17 protein-coding genes are annotated in these 24,183 nt (G+C 43.8%); all 17 read right to left on the bottom strand.

Features of this window, described 5'->3' with window-relative positions; all coding sequences use genetic code 11:
• Positions 1-224 precede the first annotated feature (224 nt).
• Positions 225-653 carry a hypothetical protein gene (locus J8L98_RS22485; protein ID WP_210998307.1) on the bottom strand — a complete coding sequence of 143 codons (429 nt, stop codon included), beginning with the start codon at positions 651-653 and terminating at the stop codon, positions 225-227.
• Positions 654-662: 9 nt separating this feature from the next.
• Complete coding sequence (locus J8L98_RS22490; RefSeq protein WP_210998308.1) at positions 663-2,144, bottom strand: hypothetical protein; 1,482 nt, start codon at positions 2,142-2,144, stop codon at positions 663-665.
• Positions 2,145-2,153: 9 nt separating this feature from the next.
• A complete protein-coding gene (locus J8L98_RS22495) occupies positions 2,154-2,471 on the bottom strand; it encodes a hypothetical protein (protein ID WP_210998309.1) in 318 nt (105 codons plus the stop codon).
• An 8-nt stretch (positions 2,472-2,479) separates the two neighbouring features.
• Entirely contained in the window at positions 2,480-3,673 is a 1,194-nt protein-coding gene (locus tag J8L98_RS22500; protein WP_210998310.1) for a hypothetical protein, read from the bottom strand.
• Positions 3,670-5,718 (bottom strand): DUF4815 domain-containing protein, encoded by a 2,049-nt coding sequence (locus J8L98_RS22505; protein WP_210998311.1) that lies wholly within the window; start codon positions 5,716-5,718, stop codon positions 3,670-3,672. Before J8L98_RS22505 ends, J8L98_RS22500 begins: the two co-directional genes overlap by 4 nt.
• Positions 5,719-5,727: 9 nt before the next feature.
• Positions 5,728-6,210, bottom strand: coding sequence for a hypothetical protein (locus J8L98_RS22510; RefSeq protein ID WP_210998312.1), 483 nt, complete (start codon positions 6,208-6,210; stop codon positions 5,728-5,730).
• 229 nt (positions 6,211-6,439) lie between these two features.
• The gene (locus J8L98_RS22515; RefSeq protein WP_210998313.1) at positions 6,440-7,345 is read right to left on the bottom strand and encodes a DUF4376 domain-containing protein; all 906 of its coding nucleotides are present in this window, start codon (positions 7,343-7,345) and stop codon (positions 6,440-6,442) included.
• Between the two features lie 63 nt (positions 7,346-7,408).
• On the bottom strand, positions 7,409-10,648 hold the full coding sequence (locus J8L98_RS22520; protein WP_210998314.1) for a hypothetical protein: 3,240 nt from the start codon (positions 10,646-10,648) through the stop codon (positions 7,409-7,411).
• Positions 10,649-11,003: 355 nt separating this feature from the next.
• Complete coding sequence (locus J8L98_RS22525; protein ID WP_210998315.1) at positions 11,004-11,552, bottom strand: phage tail protein; 549 nt, start codon at positions 11,550-11,552, stop codon at positions 11,004-11,006.
• Positions 11,553-12,242: 690 nt separating this feature from the next.
• Positions 12,243-15,605, bottom strand: coding sequence for a hypothetical protein (locus tag J8L98_RS22530; protein ID WP_210998316.1), 3,363 nt, complete (start codon positions 15,603-15,605; stop codon positions 12,243-12,245).
• A gap of 291 nt (positions 15,606-15,896) precedes the next feature.
• Entirely contained in the window at positions 15,897-16,910 is a 1,014-nt protein-coding gene (locus J8L98_RS22535; RefSeq protein ID WP_210998317.1) for a phage tail protein, read from the bottom strand.
• A gap of 7 nt (positions 16,911-16,917) precedes the next feature.
• Positions 16,918-17,754, bottom strand: a complete 837-nt coding sequence (locus J8L98_RS22540; RefSeq protein WP_210998318.1) for a baseplate J/gp47 family protein — start codon at positions 17,752-17,754, stop codon at positions 16,918-16,920.
• A 347-nt stretch (positions 17,755-18,101) separates the two neighbouring features.
• Positions 18,102-18,581 (bottom strand): hypothetical protein, encoded by a 480-nt coding sequence (locus tag J8L98_RS22545; protein WP_210998319.1) that lies wholly within the window; start codon positions 18,579-18,581, stop codon positions 18,102-18,104.
• The gene (locus J8L98_RS22550; protein ID WP_210998320.1) at positions 18,582-18,983 is read right to left on the bottom strand and encodes a hypothetical protein; all 402 of its coding nucleotides are present in this window, start codon (positions 18,981-18,983) and stop codon (positions 18,582-18,584) included.
• The gene (locus J8L98_RS22555; protein ID WP_210998321.1) at positions 18,983-22,639 is read right to left on the bottom strand and encodes a phage tail protein; all 3,657 of its coding nucleotides are present in this window, start codon (positions 22,637-22,639) and stop codon (positions 18,983-18,985) included. Before J8L98_RS22555 ends, J8L98_RS22550 begins: the two co-directional genes overlap by 1 nt.
• Positions 22,640-22,651: 12 nt before the next feature.
• Positions 22,652-23,266, bottom strand: a complete 615-nt coding sequence (locus J8L98_RS22560; protein ID WP_210998322.1) for a phage tail protein I — start codon at positions 23,264-23,266, stop codon at positions 22,652-22,654.
• A complete protein-coding gene (locus J8L98_RS22565; RefSeq protein WP_210998323.1) occupies positions 23,263-24,168 on the bottom strand; it encodes a baseplate J/gp47 family protein in 906 nt (301 codons plus the stop codon). The genes J8L98_RS22560 and J8L98_RS22565 overlap by 4 nt, the downstream gene beginning before the upstream one ends.
• Positions 24,169-24,183 lie beyond the last annotated feature (15 nt).

A 24,183-nucleotide genomic window follows, 5' to 3' on the forward strand; every position in this document is an offset into this window, starting at 1 on the left:
TCCATTTACCGCTTTACCGCAGCGCTTAAATTCGCAGCACAGAACAAAAAGCCAATTTAGCCATACTCGAAAGTACACTAAGCCGGCTTTTAATCTGGACAAGTTAGATGTGTTAGCAAACCTAAAATCAGCTCACTATGCTAAAGCAAACTCTTTTGAGCTTGTTGTCTAGCATAGGTGTATCTTACTGATTTTTAGTGTTTAAAACAGGTCAATGCTGACCGTTATGTTAGATACTCATCAGGGATGAAGTTGAATAAGTTCAATGCATCGATGTTTGTTATATCAACAACATCTTGCTCAGCTAGGTTACTTGCTTCTCTCAATTTTTCTCTAGCTAATAATTCAAGCTTTAAATGCTCTGTAGCATCCATAATTACAGTTTCATCAGCTCCTAGCTTAGCCAATTCTAATCGCTCTTGGGCTCTTTCAATCCGCCAAAATGTGCTTGTTAAGCGCTTAGCTACCGCGGCTTTAATTCTTTCAACTGCCTCGCCTTTATGCACTTGGAGTTGGTCAATCTCTTTCGGCTCGTAACTCGCTATATATTCGGCGGCTGATTCAGCAGTCCAATTTGCTCCCGTATCAGGGTTCACTTGCCAAAAATTTCCTTCAATACACATGCCTTGAACTTCATTATAACAACAATTCATATTTTACTCCTAAAACGCTCTGCAAGTTCGGCCTAAACCATACTGATTATACAAATAGTGCTCGTTCAAAATACCCACATTTGAATACGGATTAATACAATTTATAGCAACAGCCATTATACCCCCTTGATAACCGAGGCTATCTGGCTTAGATCTATACTGATACATGCCTAACAACTCGCCTGCCATACTTTGCAATGCAACTGTCACTTCACCTTCACTATTTTGCGTGCCATTTGCATTACTTGTTTTATAAGGTTCTGAATTGCTAGTAAAAAAGAAATTGATTGGCTCTAATTTCTTTTCTTCGGTAAAACGGTAATGTGCACTATATTTACTCTGGCCCATTTTAGTTACTCCATTGACAATTCCAAAATAGCCGTGATAGTTTTGAGCGTATGAACTCATCGTACCTTCAGCATGGTTATACCGACTAGTTCCGTAAGGGTGTATCAAGGTATTGTAAATAAAGTTAACACAAGTAAAATCTCCAGAATTAACATAGTTTTGCAGCGCTGCTTCATCCGGAATAGAGATTGCGGTAATGTTATTCCCGTCACGATACTTTTCAATCAATAACGACGTTCCTTCATCAACAACCACCAAACAATGCTTATTGTTATCATATAAAACGCCGACCGTGTGATATTCGTGACTCGTGACGGTAGTTATACCCCATTGATCCACGGCATTCAGGTTCTTTTTAGGCTTAGTAATAGAATTAAAACCAGCTGTTTTACAAAAAATACCCCCGTAATCGCTTACTGATCCACTGACTGAGTCTTGCGAGCTAAATACCACTTCATATTTAACATCATTCGGCTGCTCTTTTAATGCTAATGGTAAAAATGCTGATGAACCATACTGAAATATTTTACTCGTCGGGTTTTGTTCAAAGGCATTATTATAAACAAAGCTCGTAAAATGTGCTGTTTTATGACTGGCATCATCACTCAAGGTCAAAAACTCAATTCGACTTTGCTCGTGAGTATTGTTTGCCGTGTAGCTTGGTCGCACCAGGTGCGTTTCACCTGAACTATCATAAATCGCAAATGCCGCTGTCGTACGTCCATTATGACTGCTGGTGCTTGGCGTTTCTAATTTGGTCAAACCAAACAAGGGTTTTACATAACTTGCCGAGGCATGCTGTTGTACCTTGGTGATATTTTCAATCGCTGGCGTCATATTATCCAATTGACTGAGCTGCGCACTGCGCGCAACCAATGTATTCGTTGCATTATTCACCGATTGCGTTGCATTCGCCATCGTTGATGTATTATTGCTCGTCGCTTGTTTTAACTCCTGTGTCGCAACATCTAAATGCTCCTCTGCAACCGCAACGAGGGCTTTTTCTAATCTGTCATTATCTGCTAACTTGGTTATCGCATTACTGACTAACGCTTGGTCTTCTGCCGATAGTGGTGTGCTGCCTTGCATATCAGCTACCAGTTTATCGACCATGGCCTGTACGGCATTTTGTATTGTTGCCATAATATCCTCTTAAAGTGGAAAAATTGATTCGCCCAGTATTTGGTTGAGCTTGTGTTTACGTGCTTGCTTGATGTGTTTGTCTGTCAAAGCATCATGTTTGTCGGATAAGCTATCTTGCTGCGTCTGCATACGAGTACCTTGCTCCTCCAACGCTTGTCGCAGTGTCTCTCGTGCATTCTCTGCTTGATTGTCAGCTTGTTGTAACGTGTAAACATTGCTGTCAATGGCTTTTAATGCTTCAACCAGCCTTAAAACATCTTGGTCTAGCTGATTGGTTGGGTGTGGTAATGGATACGTTTGATGTAGGGTTTTATTGTCAACAGTCATTGACCCTCCTAGGTTGAAAATGCCCTCAAATTACGCACTCTAGGCCGGCTTGACGCGGTGCCATTGAGTACCAGTTTCACTCGTGTACTGTCTTGGTTAATTTGCGGTAGTTGATAGTCTCGTTGCTGCCAACTTTGTGCGAGTTCTTGTGCGCCACTCAGGGTTAACTCTTGCCATTGCTGGCCTTGTTCAACCATCACTTGTACAGACGCCGTGGCGGGTGAATTAACTTCAAAGCTCACCGTAAATTTCCCCCCATTGCGACATGTAATAATGCGAGATATATAATCCGCCGATGGACTAACAACCCCTTGTGCGCATTGGCTATCAGCAAACACGATTGGGCTTACTGTACTGCTACCACTTAAATGTGCAGTGACATTCACCTGCCCTGTAAAGGGTGCTGGCAATTGCGATGGCTGCCACTCTTGTAACCTGTGTGTACTGAATGATGTATCCTGTGCGCTTATTTCAAACTCAACATCTGTATCTGCATTAGGCCGTTGAACCACACCTAATGCCATCACATCCGTCATGCCTTGTGCAGTCACATTTCCTAAGTCAATGCTATGCGTGGTGTGTGTGAACTTGGCAGCTTTTAACCTGAAGGTAAGATCTCGCTCTTGATGCGGCGTCCAGGTACTGGCATTACTTGATGATAACAATACACCCACTTGATAAGGCTGACTGGTAACCCAACCCGTTTTTTGGTCGAACTGACCTAGCTCCGATATGGCCACTTCATGTTCAGCTCCATCTGTTAACACCACAATCGCATACTCTTGGCCTGCCAATAAATACACTGGCATAAAGTGAAACAGAGTCGACGCATCACCTAAGCTTATATCTACACTATCGAGGCTCGTTTGCGCGAGCACATTTTGGGTTGGTATCCCTTGTACTACCTCTCTAATTTGTACCTGTACAGCTTCTTTGCCTTTTACTTTAAACCACAACTCAACCGCCGCGATAAAGCGGCTTTGTTCCAAAGTAAATGTTTGTGCTAATGGATCATAGCGCTGAGTAATGATGGTATTCACTTGGCGCATGGTATCAACACGAATCGTACCACTACCGGTATAAACGGCACTGCCATTTGACTTACCCGCACCTGCAAATTGCACTCGCTTTCTACCCGCAGGGATGTTACTCGGAATCGTAAACTGCCCTACGACTTCACCCGCTTCATTTGCTTTTATCATGATGTTTCCTCCGCCGTTACAACCACCCCATCGAATGTCACTGACGCTAGTACTTCATTAGGTCCAAACCCACTGATTGTGAATTGAACCGTTCTTGGTCGTAGGAATTCTAATTGCTGGACTTGTGTACCAACACGCTCTGTTGTGACACGCGTCGTTATACGCCGAACTCGCCCCCCACCACGTGTAAAACGACGCGTAACTGGGCTTGACCATACCTGCTGTGTTTGCGTCCAATGATCGACACTCGGTGTTAATGTCACACGTGCCGGTACCGGTTCAAAAGCCTGATAAGGATTCACTTTCATAGTGCCCGTTTGACTCGTTTGCACTAACACATCTTCTAATTCATATGGCAAAAGCTGTGCAGCATTGGCATTATCCAGTGCGTTAACTGTCACATCAATTGGTAGCAATAATTCCCCATCAATGATGGCTGCAGTTTGTGCAATATGCTCATCTCGTAAATCATCATCTAAAAATGGATCTACAAATACCCCATATTTACTCGCCGAATCTTGTGCGTTGGTGTCGTTGCGTAGCCGTTCGATTGCAAGTAGCTGATACAAATCGCTGATCTGTGATTGCATAAAATGCATATCAGCCATGTTGACCACTTGAATTGCGGCAAGCTCTATACGTGGAATCGTGCTTCCCCAACTTTGATGCACAAATGCCAAGGGTAAATGCTGCTCTGGAACTTGAGGTTTTACCGGATTTTGTATCGCAGATGCACCTTCAATACGCTTAACCTCTCCTAGTGCTGTGAGCACGATCAAGTCAATACGCGGTTTTAAATAGACATAATCAACACGTAATTGGGCATTTTCAACAAGCTGGCCCCCATCTGGCAGTTGCTGATTGATGGTATAATGCGTTTCGTTGTATTGCAGCGCACTCCCCACAAGAATATCAACATTGTACTCATACTCTGCCACATACACGTCGTTCGGCGCAGGCGCATTGCCTGAATGTTTCCAAGCAATATGATTCCCCGTCAACACACAATCATTGCCAATATCATATTCAATGGTGGCATCGCCTTTTTGCTGGGTCACAGAAATAATCCGAGTAACACTAAAATCAGCGATTAAATCCAGGCCCCCTACTTCTGTGCTTCTTCGCATTTGCACCGTTTTTCTCGCCGTAGTGCCTACTTTATCCACTTGCTTTATTGGGAAAAAATCAAATGCGACTGTCTGTTTACCTGTGTTGTCTGGCGTGAAACTCGTCGGCTCATTTTTTATTGCCTGCTCATCCGGTGTAACCGAAAATGCTGCTGGCAACGCAGTATTAAGCGCCACTTCAAAGCCATCAATATGCGCCTTACCTTCTTGCACGCTATAGTGCTGAGTCGTAACCTGTGCTTGTTGCTGTGTGTTTAAATAGTTCAAGGCCATGCCGGAAATAACATAGCTACCACCATTTGACTCCCTGTCATAGCGCGCTAATGCCCGCGTCACTGAATCAAATTTTGCTGGTGAATGATTGAGTAAAACCACCCCATTGTTTATTTGATGGACAGGGTAAAACTCACTATTTTCACCCATTTTTGAGTCCTGCGGCGTATCACTTAATCCCCACTGGCCCATCACTTGTAATCGTGCTGCACCGGGCTCATTGTAGTTTTGAGCACGCATGGGAGAGTCTTCTCCTGCAGGGTCTAATAGGGCTGGGTCTAGCAGTTCCGTCACCACTGAGCTCGTCAACCACACACCCACCACCACAGTGCCGGTCAATGATATTGCAAGCGCTGTTGCGCCGATGTGATGTACCGCCCCATTTAAATACACATCAGCCTCACTCATTTTAGCGATTTTAGCTTGTGGATCTACCACCACAGTCCCACCCGATACAATACTGCCATTTTTCATCATGACATCACCCAGCCCTTTTACCTGCTGGTTAACTTGTAACTGTAAGTCGTTCAACTCGCGGCTTTGTAAGCCTTTCCCCGCTCTAAATAGCAACTGCTGATATTGCTTAGATGCATCAAATCCTTGGTAATATTCGTCCTTTAAAACATCTTTAATAAACTCTGTCATAGTCGTCACCTAGAAGCTGAGGACAAATTCAAAGGTTTCACGCACCCCTTGATCTCGATACATCGCAGGCCGATGCTCAACCAACATCAACACACCTGGGTCAACAATGTCGCTCGGTGCGTGATAAAACTTACCCGCGGGCTCGCCGCTACTTGGCTGAGTCCCCACCATCAAGCCCAATTCACGTATGGTTTTATCAAGGGCATCGGTAAAGTCGTAATTGAACTCACAATATATATGTGGCGTTGCTTGCGAACTGGCAGTAAAGCCACCTTCTGGCACTTGAATTTCACCATTGACGTCAGGTTCACAATATAACACCCGGCGCGCTTTGCGATATCCTAAAACTTGGGTTAACTGTGTGCTTGTGCTCTGCTCTGTTACAGGGGTGGTGTCCCATTGTGGCTCTCCCGCCCCCCATGCTAAATAGATACTTTGTGCTTTAACGGCTTTAGCCAGTTCAATTCGGCCCACTCGCGTTAATATGGCCACTATGACCTCCTATTATTTTGATCAATTTGTTTTAGGATCTACTCACATGAGATATGTTGCATGAAAACCTAAAACCCAAAAAACCGCGTCACGGGGGAAGCGGTTTTACATAAAAGTACGTATGTTGTTTAAATTAACTCGTGTTACCTGAAGTAACCGTACTATTTGACGTAGCCGTGCTGTCTAAGGTAACTCGCTACGCATCATGCCGGTACAAAAAAGCGCGCTTTTAAGATGCTGGCACCCATAATGCTGACTGCTGCTCACCTGCGAATTTACAGACCTCAAACAACTGCTTTTTACTCACTTGTACCACATCATTATTGGCTAATACCCACATGGTTGTTTGTGCGTCATCCATCAGCAATAACGCGCGCGCCATACGCTGTTGGCTTAGCTCGTCGGCATCAAATTCCATGCCTTCTACAATAACTGTTTGCTGTGCCACTTTACGCGCTCGACTGGCTTTAAAGCGTGCCCGCTGTACTTGTGCAATATACTCTGCACTGTGTGCCTGCGTTGCAGGATAAATACGCAACACATGTGCTTCATCGTCATATTCTTTGCGCTGTACTTGCGTTTGTGTTGTGAGTTCTAAATCCACCTCAACGTATTCAGTGCGGTAACAGCTGCGGCGCAGTGTCATGTCTATTTTTGGTTGCTGTGGTAACTCAGGCACGTCGACCAAAGCGGCTTCTACGCCATTATTTTCAGCCGAGCTTTCAGCTGTACTCTCAGCCATACTCTCAGCCATACTCTCAGCCATACTCTCAGCCGCGATTACCGTCGCATTATGTGCAAGTGCGTCATCGCGCTTGGCTTGCGCAATAACAACTTCTAGCTCCCATTGCTGGTATGCTTCGACGTGCTTGGCTTGTTCAAATGCAATCGCTTGCGTTAGTGCTGCGTCAATCTCTGATTGCGAATGGCGCAATGCCATTTTAGTCAATACATTCTCGTACGTAACCTGCGCTAGTGGTGCTTCTTCATTCTCTGATTCATCCCTACTATTGGCACTATCTAGTGAGGATAAATGCTGAGCCATTATCTCTGTTGTTTCTATTTGCACCGCCTGTTCAGATGTCGATGCTGCAATGTCGGCTGCATTCGCTGGGCTTTGATCATTAAGTTCCATGGTTTTCCTTATGCCACTGACATACATTTATGTACGCCAGTAACTCTATTTCAATGTTGAAAGTTAGTTATGAGCAATGCCAATGGGCATTTGGGTGTGATGGCAAAATACTTTGACCGTATTACCATTGAGGTCAGTTTTTACATCTTCCCCGTTGACGATTGAAATGGTTTGGTCGTCGCCCCAATTTTCAATTTGAACTGGGGTTAAAAACGTCGGATCACCATTAACATTAATCGCACCAATTGTCCCGTCGTCTTTTTTGTACCAAGCGGGGCTATTTAATACCGACGACATTGAACGATTGCAATACCATAAACCTCCATCCATTAAGGTTCCCGTTCCAAGCTTAAATAAGTAATGCTTATTCGGTTCTAAATTGGTGTCTAACATTGCGTTATCAATCACCGTGTATTCAGGGGTATCGTACTTCAACTCAGCACCATGAAGTTGCAAATATAATAAACCATCCTTTTCAGTGATAGTAGACATCGCTTTAACTGCTGGAGACTGACCTCCCTGAGAGGCTAAGGGCAATGCCGCATGTCTTGGTGCATATTTTCCATATGTGCTTAATGCATTGCCTATTATTCTATATGCTCCAAGGTGCGGGACAAAACCTTGAGCAGGGTCCACTGTAGCTTTACCTGCGTTACCTGTAAGAGAGCCCTGTAGATTATTGCCTTCCCCCACACTAGAATGAGTCGTGTAAAAAACATCACCTACATCACCAATTACCACAGAATTATTACTTGCTTGAGTGAAGTCTGAAGACGCTTCATAGTGAACTAATATAACACTGTGTGGATTATCAATTGTGGTATCCAAAACCAGTGTATTTAGTTGCTTGCTAAACGACTGAGACCGTCGCAACCAAGTTTCGCCATTATCAACAGTATAGAATACTTGAGAGAGTGAACTCGACGCGTTAGTACACTTTCTATTTAAAGGAACAGAGCCAACCCCCTCACGAGGTAGCTCAGGGATCCACTGCCCAATAACGCCTTTGGGGAACGTAGCCGCGACCCGTGAAGGGTCTCCGATAATACCACCCCAAGGAAGTGAGTTGAATTCAGAGGTTAACTCTACTCTGTGAATAACCCAATAACTTCTGCCCGCTTTATAGGTAAATAATTCATCAGCCCTGCCAATAAAAGGACCATTTCCATCTGCACTTATTGTGCTAATTGCAAATTCACTCACAATAACTTTATCGACTGGATCATAAATAACCACATAGTCTCCTATGCTATATTGTGTATTATCCACAACATGCACATAGTCCACTGTCGTATCATACGGTATTGGATTTGCTCCAGAATCATACACGGTGGTGAATGGCACCTTACTCTTCCCGCGCAAAGTGCCTGCAACCGCTTTGCGCATCGTCTCTTCCCGCAACTGGTTCACATCAAGCTTGTTGGCGTTTAAACGTAAATCTTCTATCTGCCCTGCGTAGATTGCGTCGTAGTGTTTGTATTGGTCTGAGCGGCCTGTATACCCGAAACCTAGTGAACCATTTGCACCATTTCCTCCACCGTTATTGGCATTAATGTCAAAACAATCTGATTCAGAATTTATATCCGTAAGTGATCCGTGATTCTCGTACCAGTAATAATAATAACCTCCCCGTATACGCCTTTTACTCGTCCCCATCGGATTATAACTAGGATGATACGCACCTTGGTTCATTCGCTGCACTAACGCGATAGGTATTGCATTACATTTGCCTTCATGCGCTATACCTACATTATAGGTTGCACTTTGAAACTCCCCAGCACGATTTGATTCCCACCCCCCAGACTTCTCATAGGCCTTGCCTCTAAACAATACGCTACCAGAATTGCCAGCTTGAAAATCGGTGAATGTAATTTCTTTACCGCGCTGCTTAATCCGCTGATTATCAGCATCACGATACGCAAGCCAATTGGTCGGATTACCAGTGTCGCTCATATGTGCATTGACTGCTTGCCAATCATCCCCAAGCCCTTCAACAACCCGTACTCTATAGCGTACTTGAATGTAGGCTTTGGCCACTGGATCATAATAAATATTGTGCGCAGGGTTCGCCAACAACTTAGCGCGATTTGCTTCTGACAAGCCAGACCATTTAGCACCATGACCTGTGGTATTACCATCCCACTCGCCAAATGCGCTGTAACCTTGTGCCACCAAGTTATTTAATAACCCGATACCTTGGTAAGCGGTGGCACCGTATTGCACATTACCCAACGGATAAACCACATCTTTATCAGCAATTTTTTCATGCCATGACTCAAGAAATACGAGATCTTTACGAGAAGTAATGACTGATTCTGTTGTTGGTAGCACTTGAAACGTATGAACCTTAAGAGCCTGATCAACGGCAGGATCTGGGACTCTAAAATAAACGCCTCCTGACGTGATAGTATAATTAAACGTTAAGTCTACAGTCTTACCGGCTTCTAGGATAATACTCTTCATCAGAGGAGCATCTCCTTCTGGAGAGTTACTATCTCTCAGTTCAAGCGTTTTTGTGATAGATGATTCCACTCGCACAACAATTTTAGCAGAACCTGCTGGCTTTCCTGTCGATAACGAAAAACCACTTGGTTTGGTACTTTCAAATTTAAAAGTGCTATTCGTTACACTATATGTGCCATCGGCCACTGCGCTCAGGTTATTTTTTCTTTCATTAAATGCCTCAGCAGCACTTGTATGCTCAGTCACAACGCCGGTAGCAGAGTCATAAGTCTTAGTCCCGTCTGGGGCGGTAGGAAACCCTATCGCATTTCGCTTTTCACTCGTATTTACATATTCTATTAAGTAACTAGTACCATCAGCTATCGCTATTGGGTTATCAGCTTTTGATACGCCTTTATTGTGATTCGTAAACTCCCCTTCTCCCATAAACAAACGATTTGGTATAGTTGCGAACTGCCATAAACCCTCATTTATAGGTGGAAATGATGTTGAATTATACTGTTTCCCCCACTCTACAAAGCCGCTGCCTGCATACTGCTTTTTGCGTAGTTCACGCAACGCATCAAATTGCGCTTTGGTCATCACATGGGGGTTGGGGTTTATTTTTTCGGCATCGGCGATGATGCTTGCGAGCGTGTCAACCTCATGGCTGTTACCCGCGATATCTTTAAAGGCGACTTTGCCGGTTTTGGTTCGCCAGTCGTCCATCACACTGTGATTTTGTGATACCACATTAATGGTGTCGATGCCGTTTTTCACATCATCAATCAGCTTGTTGGCTGAGTCGGCATGTTTTGCTGCTTCTAAAGCAACATCTGTGAGTGTTTGTTCTAAAGTCATAAAAAGTTCCTCGTTCAAAACCTGTTATGTACAAACCATTTAAAGGGTGCTTCATAACAGGCCCCACTTAGTCTAAATAGCCTATAGGCTACCTATGATGCTAAGGGGTTTGTCTCTCGCAAATGGCATTGTGCGCTGTTTATTATGCGACTTACTTGCTGCGCGGTTCATTGCTGCGCGGCACATAAGTCGATGCCATTACCGTGTTATTGTGTCGGTAGTCAATACTAGGTATTAAGTGCTAAGTATTAGATGTTCGGTATTAAATGTTAATGCTGATTTACCGACATCATGTAAATAACACCCTGCTGATCGCTACTTAGCGATAGGTTCTATTACTAGCCCTATGAAAGCCCTATAAACCTGCTTTACGCAAGCGCTCTTCTAATAGCATATTGCTATGTGCTTGCTGTATGAGGTTTTTACCTTGCAATAACTGTGCGTGAGTCAAACTGGCGAGTTCTTTTGCCATAAAAATATTGGCGTTATTCACACCTACTTCAAAACTGATGTTGTTTGATGGCAGCGTCGACACATCGAGGGTAAACATTTCTACCCAGGCTGCATTGGCTGCTTTATGATTGAGTTGCTGATTAGCAATACTGTACACGGCTGCTAAGGTCCCTTCTGACCAAATGCCGATTTCTTTTACATCATACGTTTTCTCGCCGTCAAATAAGGCGCTAAACCGTAGTTGGTTGTTATCGAGCTTTTCTGCGCCTCCAATAGGCACGATTTGTTGTTGTTGACGTAATGTAGTTTGGGTATCACTGGGCGTATACGCTTCGCTGCCCGCCGACACATGCGTGATTGTTAAATTCAATCCTTGCTGTGACGCCGACATCAGTTTAGCGAGCCCTTGTTTAGTCCAAACTACCGCCGAATACGTTGTCGATGTAGTCATGGTTTTCTCCATAAAAAAGGGGATGAAATGTATTTTATCGCGCCAACCACACTCGGTTTTTCCAAGCGCGCGATAGCGTACTGAGCGCCTGTTGCAGCTTAGTTGATATAAAATACACAATAAAATGATAGTAAGTAACCTCAGCTCTGGATAAGCGAATTTGCCCAATAAAGCTATTTTTCTCACTCTCGGCGTTGCTTTCATTTGTAATAGGGCGCTATTACTGCATAAAAGCGCCTTGATATTGAACAAAATATCATCATTGGAATGTACGTAAGTTTGTTTTCAAAATATTTCCGATTCCAAAACCCTTATCCAAACCTGAGGTTAAGTAGCGATGTTGCAAAATCACAATGAACGCACGTTTTTGTATTCACTTAAATACACCTCAGTGCTGAAACTGTGTTCACAATACCGCTACTATACCCCCTTCTTAAAAAGAATAACGGACAACTTTGCCCTCGCCATTTTACATCTCACATGTGAGAGGTGGCAGTAATACACGTTAACTCTCAAATACTTGGAAAAACGGGCCAGCTGTGCCGCCCAATAAATAACCTCGTATAAGCTAACAATAAATGACCTGCAATCACTCAAAGCGTAATATCGCTGGTTTTGCTTTTCATGTAAGTGAGTCATATCAGTAGCATTATTTAATACAACTGCCTGACTCCAATCAGGCTAACTTGCTTAGTTACTGGCAATTCCCTGTGGTATTTGCGTATGGTGACAAAACACCTTCACCGTATTGCCGTTCAGGTCGGTTTTAACATTTTCACCATTAACGATAGGAATGACTTGGTCGTCGCCCCAATGGCTATCAAATGAACGAATTAAAGTGAACTTAGTGCCGGTATTAGTCATAACTTCACCTACATCATTCAAGGTATAACCATTGTAAGAGCTGGAGTTCCAAGTGGTTCCTGCGTGATCAACTAATGCTACCATCGGCCTGTTTACTAGTGCATTATCAAACCCCTGAAACAAGTAAACATGACCTTTTGTAATAGATCCTGTAGGAGAACCCGCATTAATTACAGTCATGTCAGCTATGGTGCGAGGTGTATGTTTCAATTCAGCACCATGTAGCTGCAAATACAGTAGTCCGTCTTTCTCAGTGACGGTTGAGAGTGCTTTAACTGCAGGTGAGTTGTCGTTTGGTGTATCTAAACTTAATGGTGCATGTAGCGGATCATCTCCAATGACAGAAGTCCACCCTAAATCACCATCAGGAGCGTATTTAGAATACTTAGTTATAGATACAAATTCTTGTAAATAAGCACCACCACTACGCTTACCTACTTTACCCATTAGAGATAGTTGTAACCTATTCCCGTACTTTACTTGATGTGCTTGGCTAGCATATACATCGCCCACATCGCCAACTACAGCTGTGCTACTTGAGGATACAGTGAAATTTGAAGGTGATTCGTATGTATGAAGTTCAACCCGTGTTGACGGTTTAGTACCTGTAATAGTATTTGTAATTCCGTTAACTGAGGTAGAAATTGATGTCCAGCTTAAAGCATCATTATCAGTATATAGGGTTGAAGTAATAGAGCCTTCTGACTTTCTATTGAGATTTAACTCTAATTGGGAACCATCAGGAATCTGAGGGATCCATTGCCCAACAACCCCATCAGGGAATGTAGCAGCGATTCTTTCAGGGTCTCCGATAATATCTACCCAAGGGAGTGAATCAAATTCAGCAGGTAACGTAGGCAAATCATGTAAACCATGAAAATCCTTCGTATCGTAGTTATGGTAGGCCCCTTGTACGAGATACCACCCCGAACTTTCAGTCGCAGCCTCCGTTCGATAATCATAATTAGGAATATAAATTCTATCAAGACCCGATTCATTTTTCTGTGCCTCACTTACTGGGTATATTAACCCTGAGGTTTTACCTACTAAGTAGCCAAAATAAGGGGTATCTGTGGTTTGATTTCTCGTAATTCTATTAGATTTAGCCGTATATTTTACTGTATTTTCGGTAAATTGTATCCGAGTTGCATTATTCGCATAATACTCGACAGATGCATGGGCCCCCATGTCTGTAACAACCGTAAAAGGCACTTTTCCTTTACCTCGTAAAGTCCCAGCTACAGCTTTACGCATGGTCTCTTCACGTAACTGATTCACATCGTGCTTATTGGCGTTCAAACGCAAATCTTCAACCTGTCCTGCGTAGATAGCATCGTAATATTTATATTGGTCTGAACGACCTGAGTCAGCATCTTCTGCACCAATATAGCCTGAACGTGCTGTAGGTGTTGGTCTCGTTCCTAGGTTTTCTGTTTCAAAACAATGAGCTGTAGAGTTAATTAAACCGACAGCACCGTTAGAGTGCCATTTAAGATTAAGACTTACCCCAACTGCAGCCCAAGTTTTACAACCCATAGGATTATAAGTTGGGTGATAAGCGCCTTGATTTAAGCGTTGGACTAGAGCGATTGGGATTGCAGTGGTAAACCCAGTTTCAGATAAGGATCTATCACTGTTTGTCTGCAACTGTCCGATCTGAGAGGCGGAAGCTATATTAGTATTCAGATTCTGGTAAAAGAGTGGATTTACTAACCCCCTAAAATCATCGCTCAATGTAGACTTCCCTTGAGGAGCTACAAATCTTCGATTGCTATAGTTAATTGCCGAACTTCCAATTAGAGATACATCTCCCCAATCATCACCCAAACCTTCAACAACCCTTATTCGATATCTAACCTGGATCAGCTCACCGACTTCTGAATCAAAATAAATGTTATTCTCTGGGTTGTCTATCATCTCTTTTTTACGTGCTTCAGACATCTCTGACCATCTACGGCCATACCCTTGCGTGACGGTATCCCACTCCCCAAATGCACAATAGCCTTGTGCAATATCATAATCGGTAAGTTTATTCAGCGCCATACCATTACCAAATGACGCCGCGCCATATTGCACATTACCCAGTGGCACGAATAGGTCTTTCTCAGAGACTGTCTCATGCCATGATTCAAGGAACACTAGGTCTTTGCGTGAGGTGATGACTGATTCTGTTACTGGCATAATAGAAACTGAACTAATAACTAAACCTGAACTATCACCGTTAGACACAAAGAAATCTGTATGGTCACTTCCTGCCGTCAACTCAAAGGAGTTAAAGCCCATTTTAGCATCTACACTGGTTAATCCTGCGTCACCCAATGAAAGGAGTAAAGTACCAACTAACGTATCAATAACAACTTCTACGCGATATGTCACACCTGCTGTTACTTTATTCTCTTGAAATATTGAAGTATTTAACGTACTGGTTTTAGTTGCTACACCATTTTCTATTGTCCAGTTAGGTCCAGTACCTCGCCATTTACCATCGTCACCAAGCCGGAAATCCCCATTTCCAACTTCCCCTTCAAAAGCCTCAGCAGCACTTGCATGTTTGGTTACAACACCTGTAGCTGAGTCGTAAGTTTTAGTGCCGTTTGGGGCTGGTGGGAATTGTATTTGTATATTATTAGCAGCTTCAGTCGCGTTGAGCGCTGTACCTTTAATATTATGTGATACACCATCAATGACAGCGATAGGGAATGCTGCATGTGATGATCCTGCATCAGATACATTATTACGACGACCCCAGCGCATTTCTTTAAAATACGGCCAAAGACCTTCATTTACTGTACCGTCGGCTCCACTACCTGCCCAATGCTTCCCCCACTCCACAAAACCACTGCCTGCATATTGCTGTTTACGCAGCTCGCGCAAGGCGTCAAACTGGGCTTTGCTCATCACATGAGGGTTGGGGTTGATTTTTTCACTGTCTAAAATCAATTTTGACAGCGTATTAACCTGTTTATTTTGGCCTTGTAGGTTTTTAAACGTGACAGTACCGTGTTTGGTCTGCCAATCGTTCAAAGCTTGATAGTTACTATCAACAAAATTATGGGTGTTTTGAATATCGCCTTTTACGGCATCTATTGTGGCTAAACTGCGTGTTACACTGTTGGCTAATTTCACACTTTCGTCTGTCAGCTCTGCGACATCAACTTGTAACTGGGTTAATCCGTTTTCGATTGTCATGGGAAGGTCCTTTGAAGGTCATGCTTATCCGCAAGGGAGTGTTATACCAATCTGATTAAAATAGTGATTATGCTAGCGGGCCAACTGACCCATTAACGCCACTATTTAATGCAATTGGTATCAAAATGGAAAGCGTGTTTTGTGCTAAATACAAAACACGAATTGATTGGTGGTGCTCAGGTTTCGGTATGCTCTTAAACCCAAATCATCTGCATTTCAGTGCATTAAATACTAGAAATAAAAGTACTGGAGATAAAAGAGTTATAGATATGAGTACTTTAGGTATGAGTACTAGGAATTTGGTACTTTTGACGTCATATTCAGCGTACCAAAGTTCATGCGGCCCGTATTAGCACCGGCAAAGTAAAGGGGTTGTACGGTGCGTATTTGGCTATGCGCAATCACCGCTTTACATAATTGGCCTTGGCTGCCATTTACTGTGCCATGTAAATCGCCCCCCCAACCGCCTTGCCATGTGCCAACCCAGCCACGTTGAGCCAGTATTTTTTGTTGGCTGGTGGTGCGGTGACGAAGCAGCTGATTTGGTAAACGCGATGGGACATTACCGCTTAGGTAATAACGCCATGGCTGTACAATATCGAGCTGTTCACTGGTTTTAATGCGGGTGCGATGATGGCCAAAATGTAGCTGCTGTACTGAGCTGTCGATCAGTTGGCTACTGCGGTTGCCAAAACTGGCTTTGCACAGCATTTTACCATGCTCAAAAACAGGCACACCTGAATAGTCTGATAGAATATGGCCAAAGCCCGATCGCTCTCCTGATAAGGTTTGATTGCGTATGTCATAACCATGGTATAGCCGAGTGAGCTTGGCACTGACTGGCGCTGATAATTGTGCCAATTTAGTCACATTGCTGGTGCGCCCCTTAGGCAGCTCACCTAAATCAAGCTGATAGGTGTAATGATGCCTGCCTGGTGCGGTATTTTCAATGTGCACAGCTGGTAAGTTAAGCCAGCTGAGCGCCAATTCTAAACTTTTCGGTGTGCCCCGAATGCGTTGCCACGCAAGGCCATCTTTTAAGGTTTGCCGTAAATTTGTACTATATGGCAAAATCGCTTCAAGGCCATATTCCCACACCAACCACATCAGCAACGCATCATTTGGCTGAGCTTTTAAATTGGTTAATTGTGAAATAGCATCATTATAGGGCGCATGCTGCTGACTTAATAACGCTTGTTGTTGTAATTGGCTGTGATTCGGGGGTAGCAATGCTTGCGGTTGTAACTCACTCTCATTAGCTGGCGGCGATGTTTGCTTCACATGCGTAACATTCGTAACTTGCATAGGCCCCTCACTGACAGAGTTTTAATGTGACAGTACCCATCACAGCACACTGGGTTTTATCAATACTTTGTAATTTTTCAGGTTGGCGCAGCACCACATCTCGCACGCCTTTTTTGTGCAGCTGTGCGCTTAACCAGCTGGGCGTTAAATCCCACCCCAAACGCGCTTCTTCTTCCCACGCACTGGCAAGTGACGCTTGCAGTTCATTAAATACCCGTTCAGAGGTGTTTTCTTGCAAATAAACATCCGCCACCACATCAATGTATATCAGCTCAGCTTTATTCACATCTACCGTATCCGTGAGCATTTTTACATCACTGGCGGTCACCGCACTCGCAGCTTTGGCAACCACTTCATCAACATCGTGCTCTTTTTTAACCAACACCGTAATTGTGACTAAGCCATCTTTTAAGCTCTGAACCGACACATCAAGAATGGCCGTTGGTGCAGCGTTGAGTGCATGTTTACGGTAGTGCACGTCACTGCCTGCGGTACTTGATGCTATGGTGTTATCGCGTATACGCAATCGATAGTCATCATCTGACTCCTCGTTAAGACGCAATACACCATAAAACGCCCCTAAATGTTGTAAATCCGCATGGCTTGCTTTGGCCAATAAGTTCGACGCTGCAGCGTCGTTTATGCGCTGGCGTAGCAGCGCCTCACGGTAACTTTCTACCTGTAACCACACATTAATTGGATCACTTTCAAGTTCAAGGGCATCAGAGTATGCCGGTGCATATTCAATAAAACGTTGCTTACGCTCGGTTAAAATGTCTTGATAAGAAAGTGGTTCAATGATGTTTGGTTCAGGCAGGGTTTGTAAATCAATATGTGTGGTCATGCCACCCCCTTGTAAAACACTAGGGGCTGTTGATCTTTGCTGTTCTATTTTTGTTCTCTTTGAGCATGCTTTTATCGCGGCGCTTAATATGTGGCCTAGTGATCTAAGCGAATATTAAGCAACAAAGAGAAAGGGATGCTCAAAAGAACCGGTAGGCAGCACTTGATTGGCTTTTCTACTGTGTTATCGGCTGACTCACATGGAATAACCATGCTACGCAGCCTCTACCTTGTATACAATCCAATCAAACTACTGTAAAAATGAACCTGAAAGATCAACAGCCCCTAATATAAGCGTATTTAAACGCCAATGATAAAAATCAAATAAGCGGTGTTATCTACTCATTACTACGCTGATACGTACGCATCAAACTCTAACGGTTCAAATGCCAATCTAAACGGGGCTTCTATACGCTCAAGCCCCGCGTTTAAACGCTTTGCGGTGATGATGTAATTGCCTGATTGCTCAAACTTGCCTTGCATTGTCACAATGCCGTCTTTGATATTCGCCACAAAGCGTATGTCATCGACAGGTTGCGTGGCATTTATCACCCGCTCAACCATCACCATTAAGCCTCCATCTGGCAAGCCAGTGGCGTTCGCGGTTATGGTGAACGACTCGTCTTTGGGTAGCCACCAAATATTGCCGATGAGTTTGGCGTTGGGGCTGGTGACGGTGGTGTTTGATAGTTGAATAACTAGCTCGCTACTAATGCTTCTGTCGATGTAAGTATATTCAACTAACGCACCCGAGCTTACTCGCTCTCTAACACGCTCGTTGTGAGCTGGTGTTGCTTTTATCCAATTGTTATCTCTATAAACTTCCATTTAATCACCTATTTCCCACGCAAATTCCAATGATAATGTATGGCCGATTTTTTGTTTGATACTGATACTTTCATCAGTTTTCCCGATGATACTTGTGTACACAGTTAATTGGTCACCATTAGATTGATTGTTGATAAATTTGTAATAGCCAATATCTACATAAAATGCATCAAACCCTCCATTCACCGATAAAGTGGCGTACGGCGATATTTGTTTGTCATCTATAAAGATTGCAACATCACTTAGACTGCTATTTTTGCTATCAGGTAATAGCTTAGTGAGCTTTACCCGCTTACCCGCTGGCGGCGTAATTGTGAATGGTAAACCACCGAATTTATTACCCGATAGCTCAGTCGGACTAAAATCACTCGACGATGATAACGAGCTTACTTGTGTACTCACTATTGCATCTCCCAATTCTTTTCTGAATTTAAAATAAATGTCAGCGTGCAATGTCTATCGAATAACACGCTGGTATCTGTGAGCATGATGGTGCCGCGCATCATGGCGATATGCTCTGTATTCCCGTTTTGTACACCGTGGGTTTGAATGGTTGGTGACACTGCCATGGCTTTTGATGCAACAACCGTGGTGCCCTCCTCTAAATTACTCACATCTGGCAATACAAAAGTGGCGGTCGCGATTAAGTGATTTTTGCTGTTTACTGTAAGTATGCCGCTAGATTTAACTATTCTGCGTTCTGATTGCTCAGCAATGTTACCCACATGTGCCACATCATGACCATTAATTTGCATGCCCGTTGCGCCGCTAGAGCTTAAATTACGGCCAAATAATTTAACCGTGTGCGTATGCTCAACGGTGTAATCCGCGGTGTCATAATTACCAATGCTCACACCATCGTTGGTGTACGATAAAATATCGCAATGTAAATACAGTGGATTACCGCTGAGTAACTTGGCTTGTATTAAGTATTTTTCGTTGCCGTTGCTGATCAATTTCAACTGAATCGCAGTGTACCCACCGCTCAATGAGTCAATGACGATATCTTGATGATGATTCACTAATATAGTTGCATTGACATTAACAACGGTACCGCCTGATGTGCCTTTTAGCTGCAAGTTAATACTTGAAGAAAGTCCGTACCCCTCAATTTTTGCGATTGTTGTAAAGTTGTCTTTAACTACTGTGGGCGTTCGGCCATAGTGACGCTGAAACGCGCCTACATCGCTGGCGCTGGGTGTGTGCCCTTCGTGATATACGCGCTTGTTGTAGTTTGAACCCGCGTAGATTTCACCATTGACCTGTAACTTTCGATTAAAATAATGACTTGGTCTATCTGTTGAGTAATGACAATGTCCTGTATTTTCAGATCCAATATCAACATACCCGTGATTGTTTTTAATCTTTAGTGAATTCCCAGCCCCTTTTGATAAGTTGGTATTGCCATCTCCTATTAACACTGCGCTGCGAAACATCACCCATGAGTTTTGGTAGTGCATTTTCATGGCCCAGTTATTAGCAACGTTGTCTGGGCCTAAATTACCCATGCCGATATAGCTGTAACCATTCCCAATGTAGCTTAGGTGTAATGATGCGCCGTTAGTATCTCTCCCGCTTTCACCGACAGAAATACCCGCTGCTTGCTCATTTGTATCACTACCAGAGCTTGCGCTATCAAGTGTTAACCACGGGTTGTTTTTAGTAATGGTAATGTCAGCGCCATAGTCAAAGCGTTGGCCGTTGGTGTATTTGAGTGCAACTTTATTATTGAACGCATCATAAATACCTGTGTAGCCATTTTCAGTATTCGGCGTCCATATGTAGCTGTCTGAACCCGACATTTTCAAGTCGCCTTTGACTTCTACATGACCTGTAAATAACCAATTACCGTGGGCCTCTGCGCTTTGCCAGTCGTTTGCGTAATTTACAACTAACTTATCATCAAAGCCAACCAGCGCACGTTTGCCTCGAATGGTTAAATCATGCGGACCGCTCGTATCAATTACAGAGCTTTCAAATCGCGCGAGCTTGTCGCTTTTCCCGTGGTATTTATCTTTTAAGCTCGTACCACCTTCAATAAAATTAGGCGATTTAACCGCACCCCGAAACTCCCAATCGTTGTTTGAATGCAGATTTCTAGCCGTCCAATGTAATTGACCTTCACTTTTTCTAAATAACGTAACATAGTCAACACCTGCCCCCGTTGTTACGGGGTTATTGTCACCGTTATATTCAATGCCACCACCATGATTTAACGATTGCCCCACATATACACGACCTGTGGCTTGAGCACCGTCATTCGTTCCTGAACACACATTAAGCGCTGCCAAGCCTGCGCTATCGGCACTAATAGTCACCGTAGTACTGGTGCCATTGTCAAAGGTGGCATTTTTAAACAATGGTGAGGTGTTTACTTGAGCAAGTCCGTTTCTCGCTTCGCTAAGGACCTGTGCTTTGGTTTTGCCTTCGAGTTTAGCTGTATCTACCGCTTTGGCGGTTTTGCCAAGATAATGGCTATCCAGCGGGCTTTTTAACCAGTCTGCTATGGCAGTAGGGTTTGAGCAATAACGGGTGTAATTATCAGCATGGTTATTGACCCTAAATGCAATGGCACCGCTCATTGTCGTTTGGTTTGGGTAAGTTGCTCTGAGTAAGCGTGCTTGTAAATCCCCAGTTGCATTTCTTTTCGCAACGGTATTGCCTGTTGGCTCAGCAGCGTCAACCGCGCCATTGAGTTTGCTTGAATCTACTGCTTTAGCAGCCTTGCCAAGGTATTTATCACTGAGTTTTGTGCCAGCTTCAAGTACATCACTTTTGGTATGAACTCGCCCATGAGATGCATCCAGAAATATATTTGCCACACCATTGGCAGCAACATACATGCCCCAGCCACCTTCATAAGGTACAAAACTCGCATTGGCATGAGTATATCCAATGCCATACATATTATTTAGTTCCGTTTCACTGGGCTGATAGTTACTACCAATGGTGTAGATGGGGTTGGTTTTACGCTCATTTGGGCCAATATTGTTGTGCGAACCAACAAGGTAGCCGCTATTGTGAGAATTGCGCTCAATGTTGCCACTAAAACGCCACGTGCCACCTGCATCAACGCGTGACCAGTCTGAATCGTAATTAATGACTAACCTGTCTTCAAACCCTACCAAAGCACGTTTGCTGCGAATTTTAAAGTCATGGACAGTTGCATCAATCAATGAACTTTCAAATCGTGCAAGCTTGTCGCTTTTACCGTGGTATTTATCTTTTAAGCTTGTACCACCTTCAATAAAATTAGGCGATTTAACCGCGCCGCGAAATTCCCAGTCGTTGCTGTGAACATAGTTTCTTGCTGTCCAGTGCAACCCGCTACCATCGCTTCTAAAAAAACTAATATGATCAGCACCAGCTCCCGTTGTTACGGGGTTATTGTCACCATTGTATTCAATACCACCACCGTGACGCAGTGATTGCCCCACATAAACACGGCCTGTTGTCTGCTCATTTTCCACCCCATCCAGCGAACACACATTAAGTGTTGCCATACCCGTACTATCCGCATTAATGTTCACCGTGGTACTGGTGCCATTATCAAAGGTCCAATTTTTGCCGACTTGAGTCAATACACTGAGTTCGCTGTGGTCAACTTGGTCACTCACCCACTCTTTGGTGGCATAAATCATCGAGGGATCTATTTTTTCACTCACCACTTGGGCATTGATCACATCAATCACTGCTTTTATGCCGAGCTCTGCGGCGGCGTTATCTGCTGCTGCCGGTTTATACGTTTCAGGGTAATTAATGATGGCGAATGCCTCACCATCATCGGTATAAAATGCCGCTTCACGTACATAAAACCCGCCCTCTGTGGCAGGGACTATCCCAACCACTTCTATTAAGGCATTGTTGTGCGTTAATTGTTTTAAAGCGCTGGTATGACTACGATATTGACGATTAATTAAGTCATTTGAGGTATGGCTTATCTGGCCGTCCCCAACCGCAAATTCACTGATTTTTACAGTGTGTTTATTGGCAATGGCCGCCAATACTTTCTCACGGCCAGCGCGCGTGAGTATGGTCCAATATTGAGAATTTGACATAAGGTGTATTCTTTAATGAGTATAAGGATAAATGGTGGTCATTGAGGAGCTACAATGAATGCTGTTAAGTTCAACCACGGGTTTAGCTTGCAAGTTCATATGCAAGTTATAGTCAACCGATTTACGCTTGGCGCGGTCAATGAGCTTACGGGTTTCTTTTATAAGTGGTAAGTCTATGCCACGGTGCGACACATACACGTCAACCCGAAAAGTACCCGGTTCAGACATGGGGTGGTGCTCAAACCACTCACTTATTTGTGCCCCCATATCAAAGTGCGCCAGTGCGTTAGTGATAGCATAACGCGTCCCTAAATACTGATGCTGCAGATAGCTATCGGCAACCACTTGACGTTTAATAGCTTCAGGCCAGCTTTCATCCCACTCTTTTACACCTTGGCTCCATGCTAGCCACGGTAGGTGTTCTAGTGGGCAAGTGTCGGGTAACCACAGACTTGACACCGTATTCGCTCCTTTGGCAAGGGCTTTAAACTCAGTATCGATCAGCTTTTGTAATTGAGCTTGTAGCACACTACCATGGTGAAGCGGTTTAAATTCCCCCTCTTGAGTATGGGCGCATGTTAAGGAGGTTAACTCACCATTGTCTATATGGTTTATTTCAGTGCTCATATAAGCACCTCAAACTCAAGCCCTGCTAGCACGTTGTCGCACAACGCTACTTCATCATTTTGCACCAAAATATTATCAATAGGGCTCAGCAGTTCAACCTCCTCAACGCCTGCTTGGTGCAGCACAGCAAACAGTGCAGAACGTTTAATATGTTTACCTAACCCCGCGCGTTCACTTAAATATCCAGCCACCTTATTGCGCACTTGTTGCTCAACTTGCGCGTGGCCTGGGCCCAGCTCTAGTTTAATTTTTGCCTGTAAGTTAAATGTGCGCGTTTTGGCACTTAATAATTGTACTCGGTCACCAATTGGTCGAATCTTTTGAGCACTGAGCACATCCGACACTGAGTTTTGATCTCCCGCTTTTAAGCCAAACGTGGTTTCTAACTTGTTCATTAAATCGTTTGAAGGCAACCCTTTTGGGGTTTCATTACTTAAAATAGTGATCACAATGTGTGACGGACTGGGGCTGGTCACGAACACGTCTTTGACTCGTGCATCTGCGCTGAGCGTATGGTACTCATAACTTTCTTGGGTACCGGCCGTATTGAGACTGTGAAAGGCTTTTAAAATACGCTGACGTAATCGCTCATCGCTCTCCCCTGCCAAGCGAGTCACGCTATAACGCGTGGCAATATGATCTAAATCAGAACCCATTGCACTGGCTAACAAAGTCGATTTAGCGGCATCATTGACCCGTGCTCGTAATAAGGAACTTTGATAGGCATACGCATTTAATAATTGCGTTAATGGATCTGACTCTAACGCTAACGTACTGGCTAGTTCAGGGTTATTGGTGATCAGCATGTTTTTCAACGTACTGAGTAATTGCTCCGCATCAAGCTGTTCAAGCACTGCTGGGGCGGGTAACTTAGATAAATCCAGAAGTTGAGATGTTGGCATAAACTATTCTTAATA

The organism is Pseudoalteromonas sp. MMG013 (assembly GCF_018100885.1).
Lineage (GTDB): Bacteria > Pseudomonadota > Gammaproteobacteria > Enterobacterales > Alteromonadaceae > Pseudoalteromonas > Pseudoalteromonas aurantia.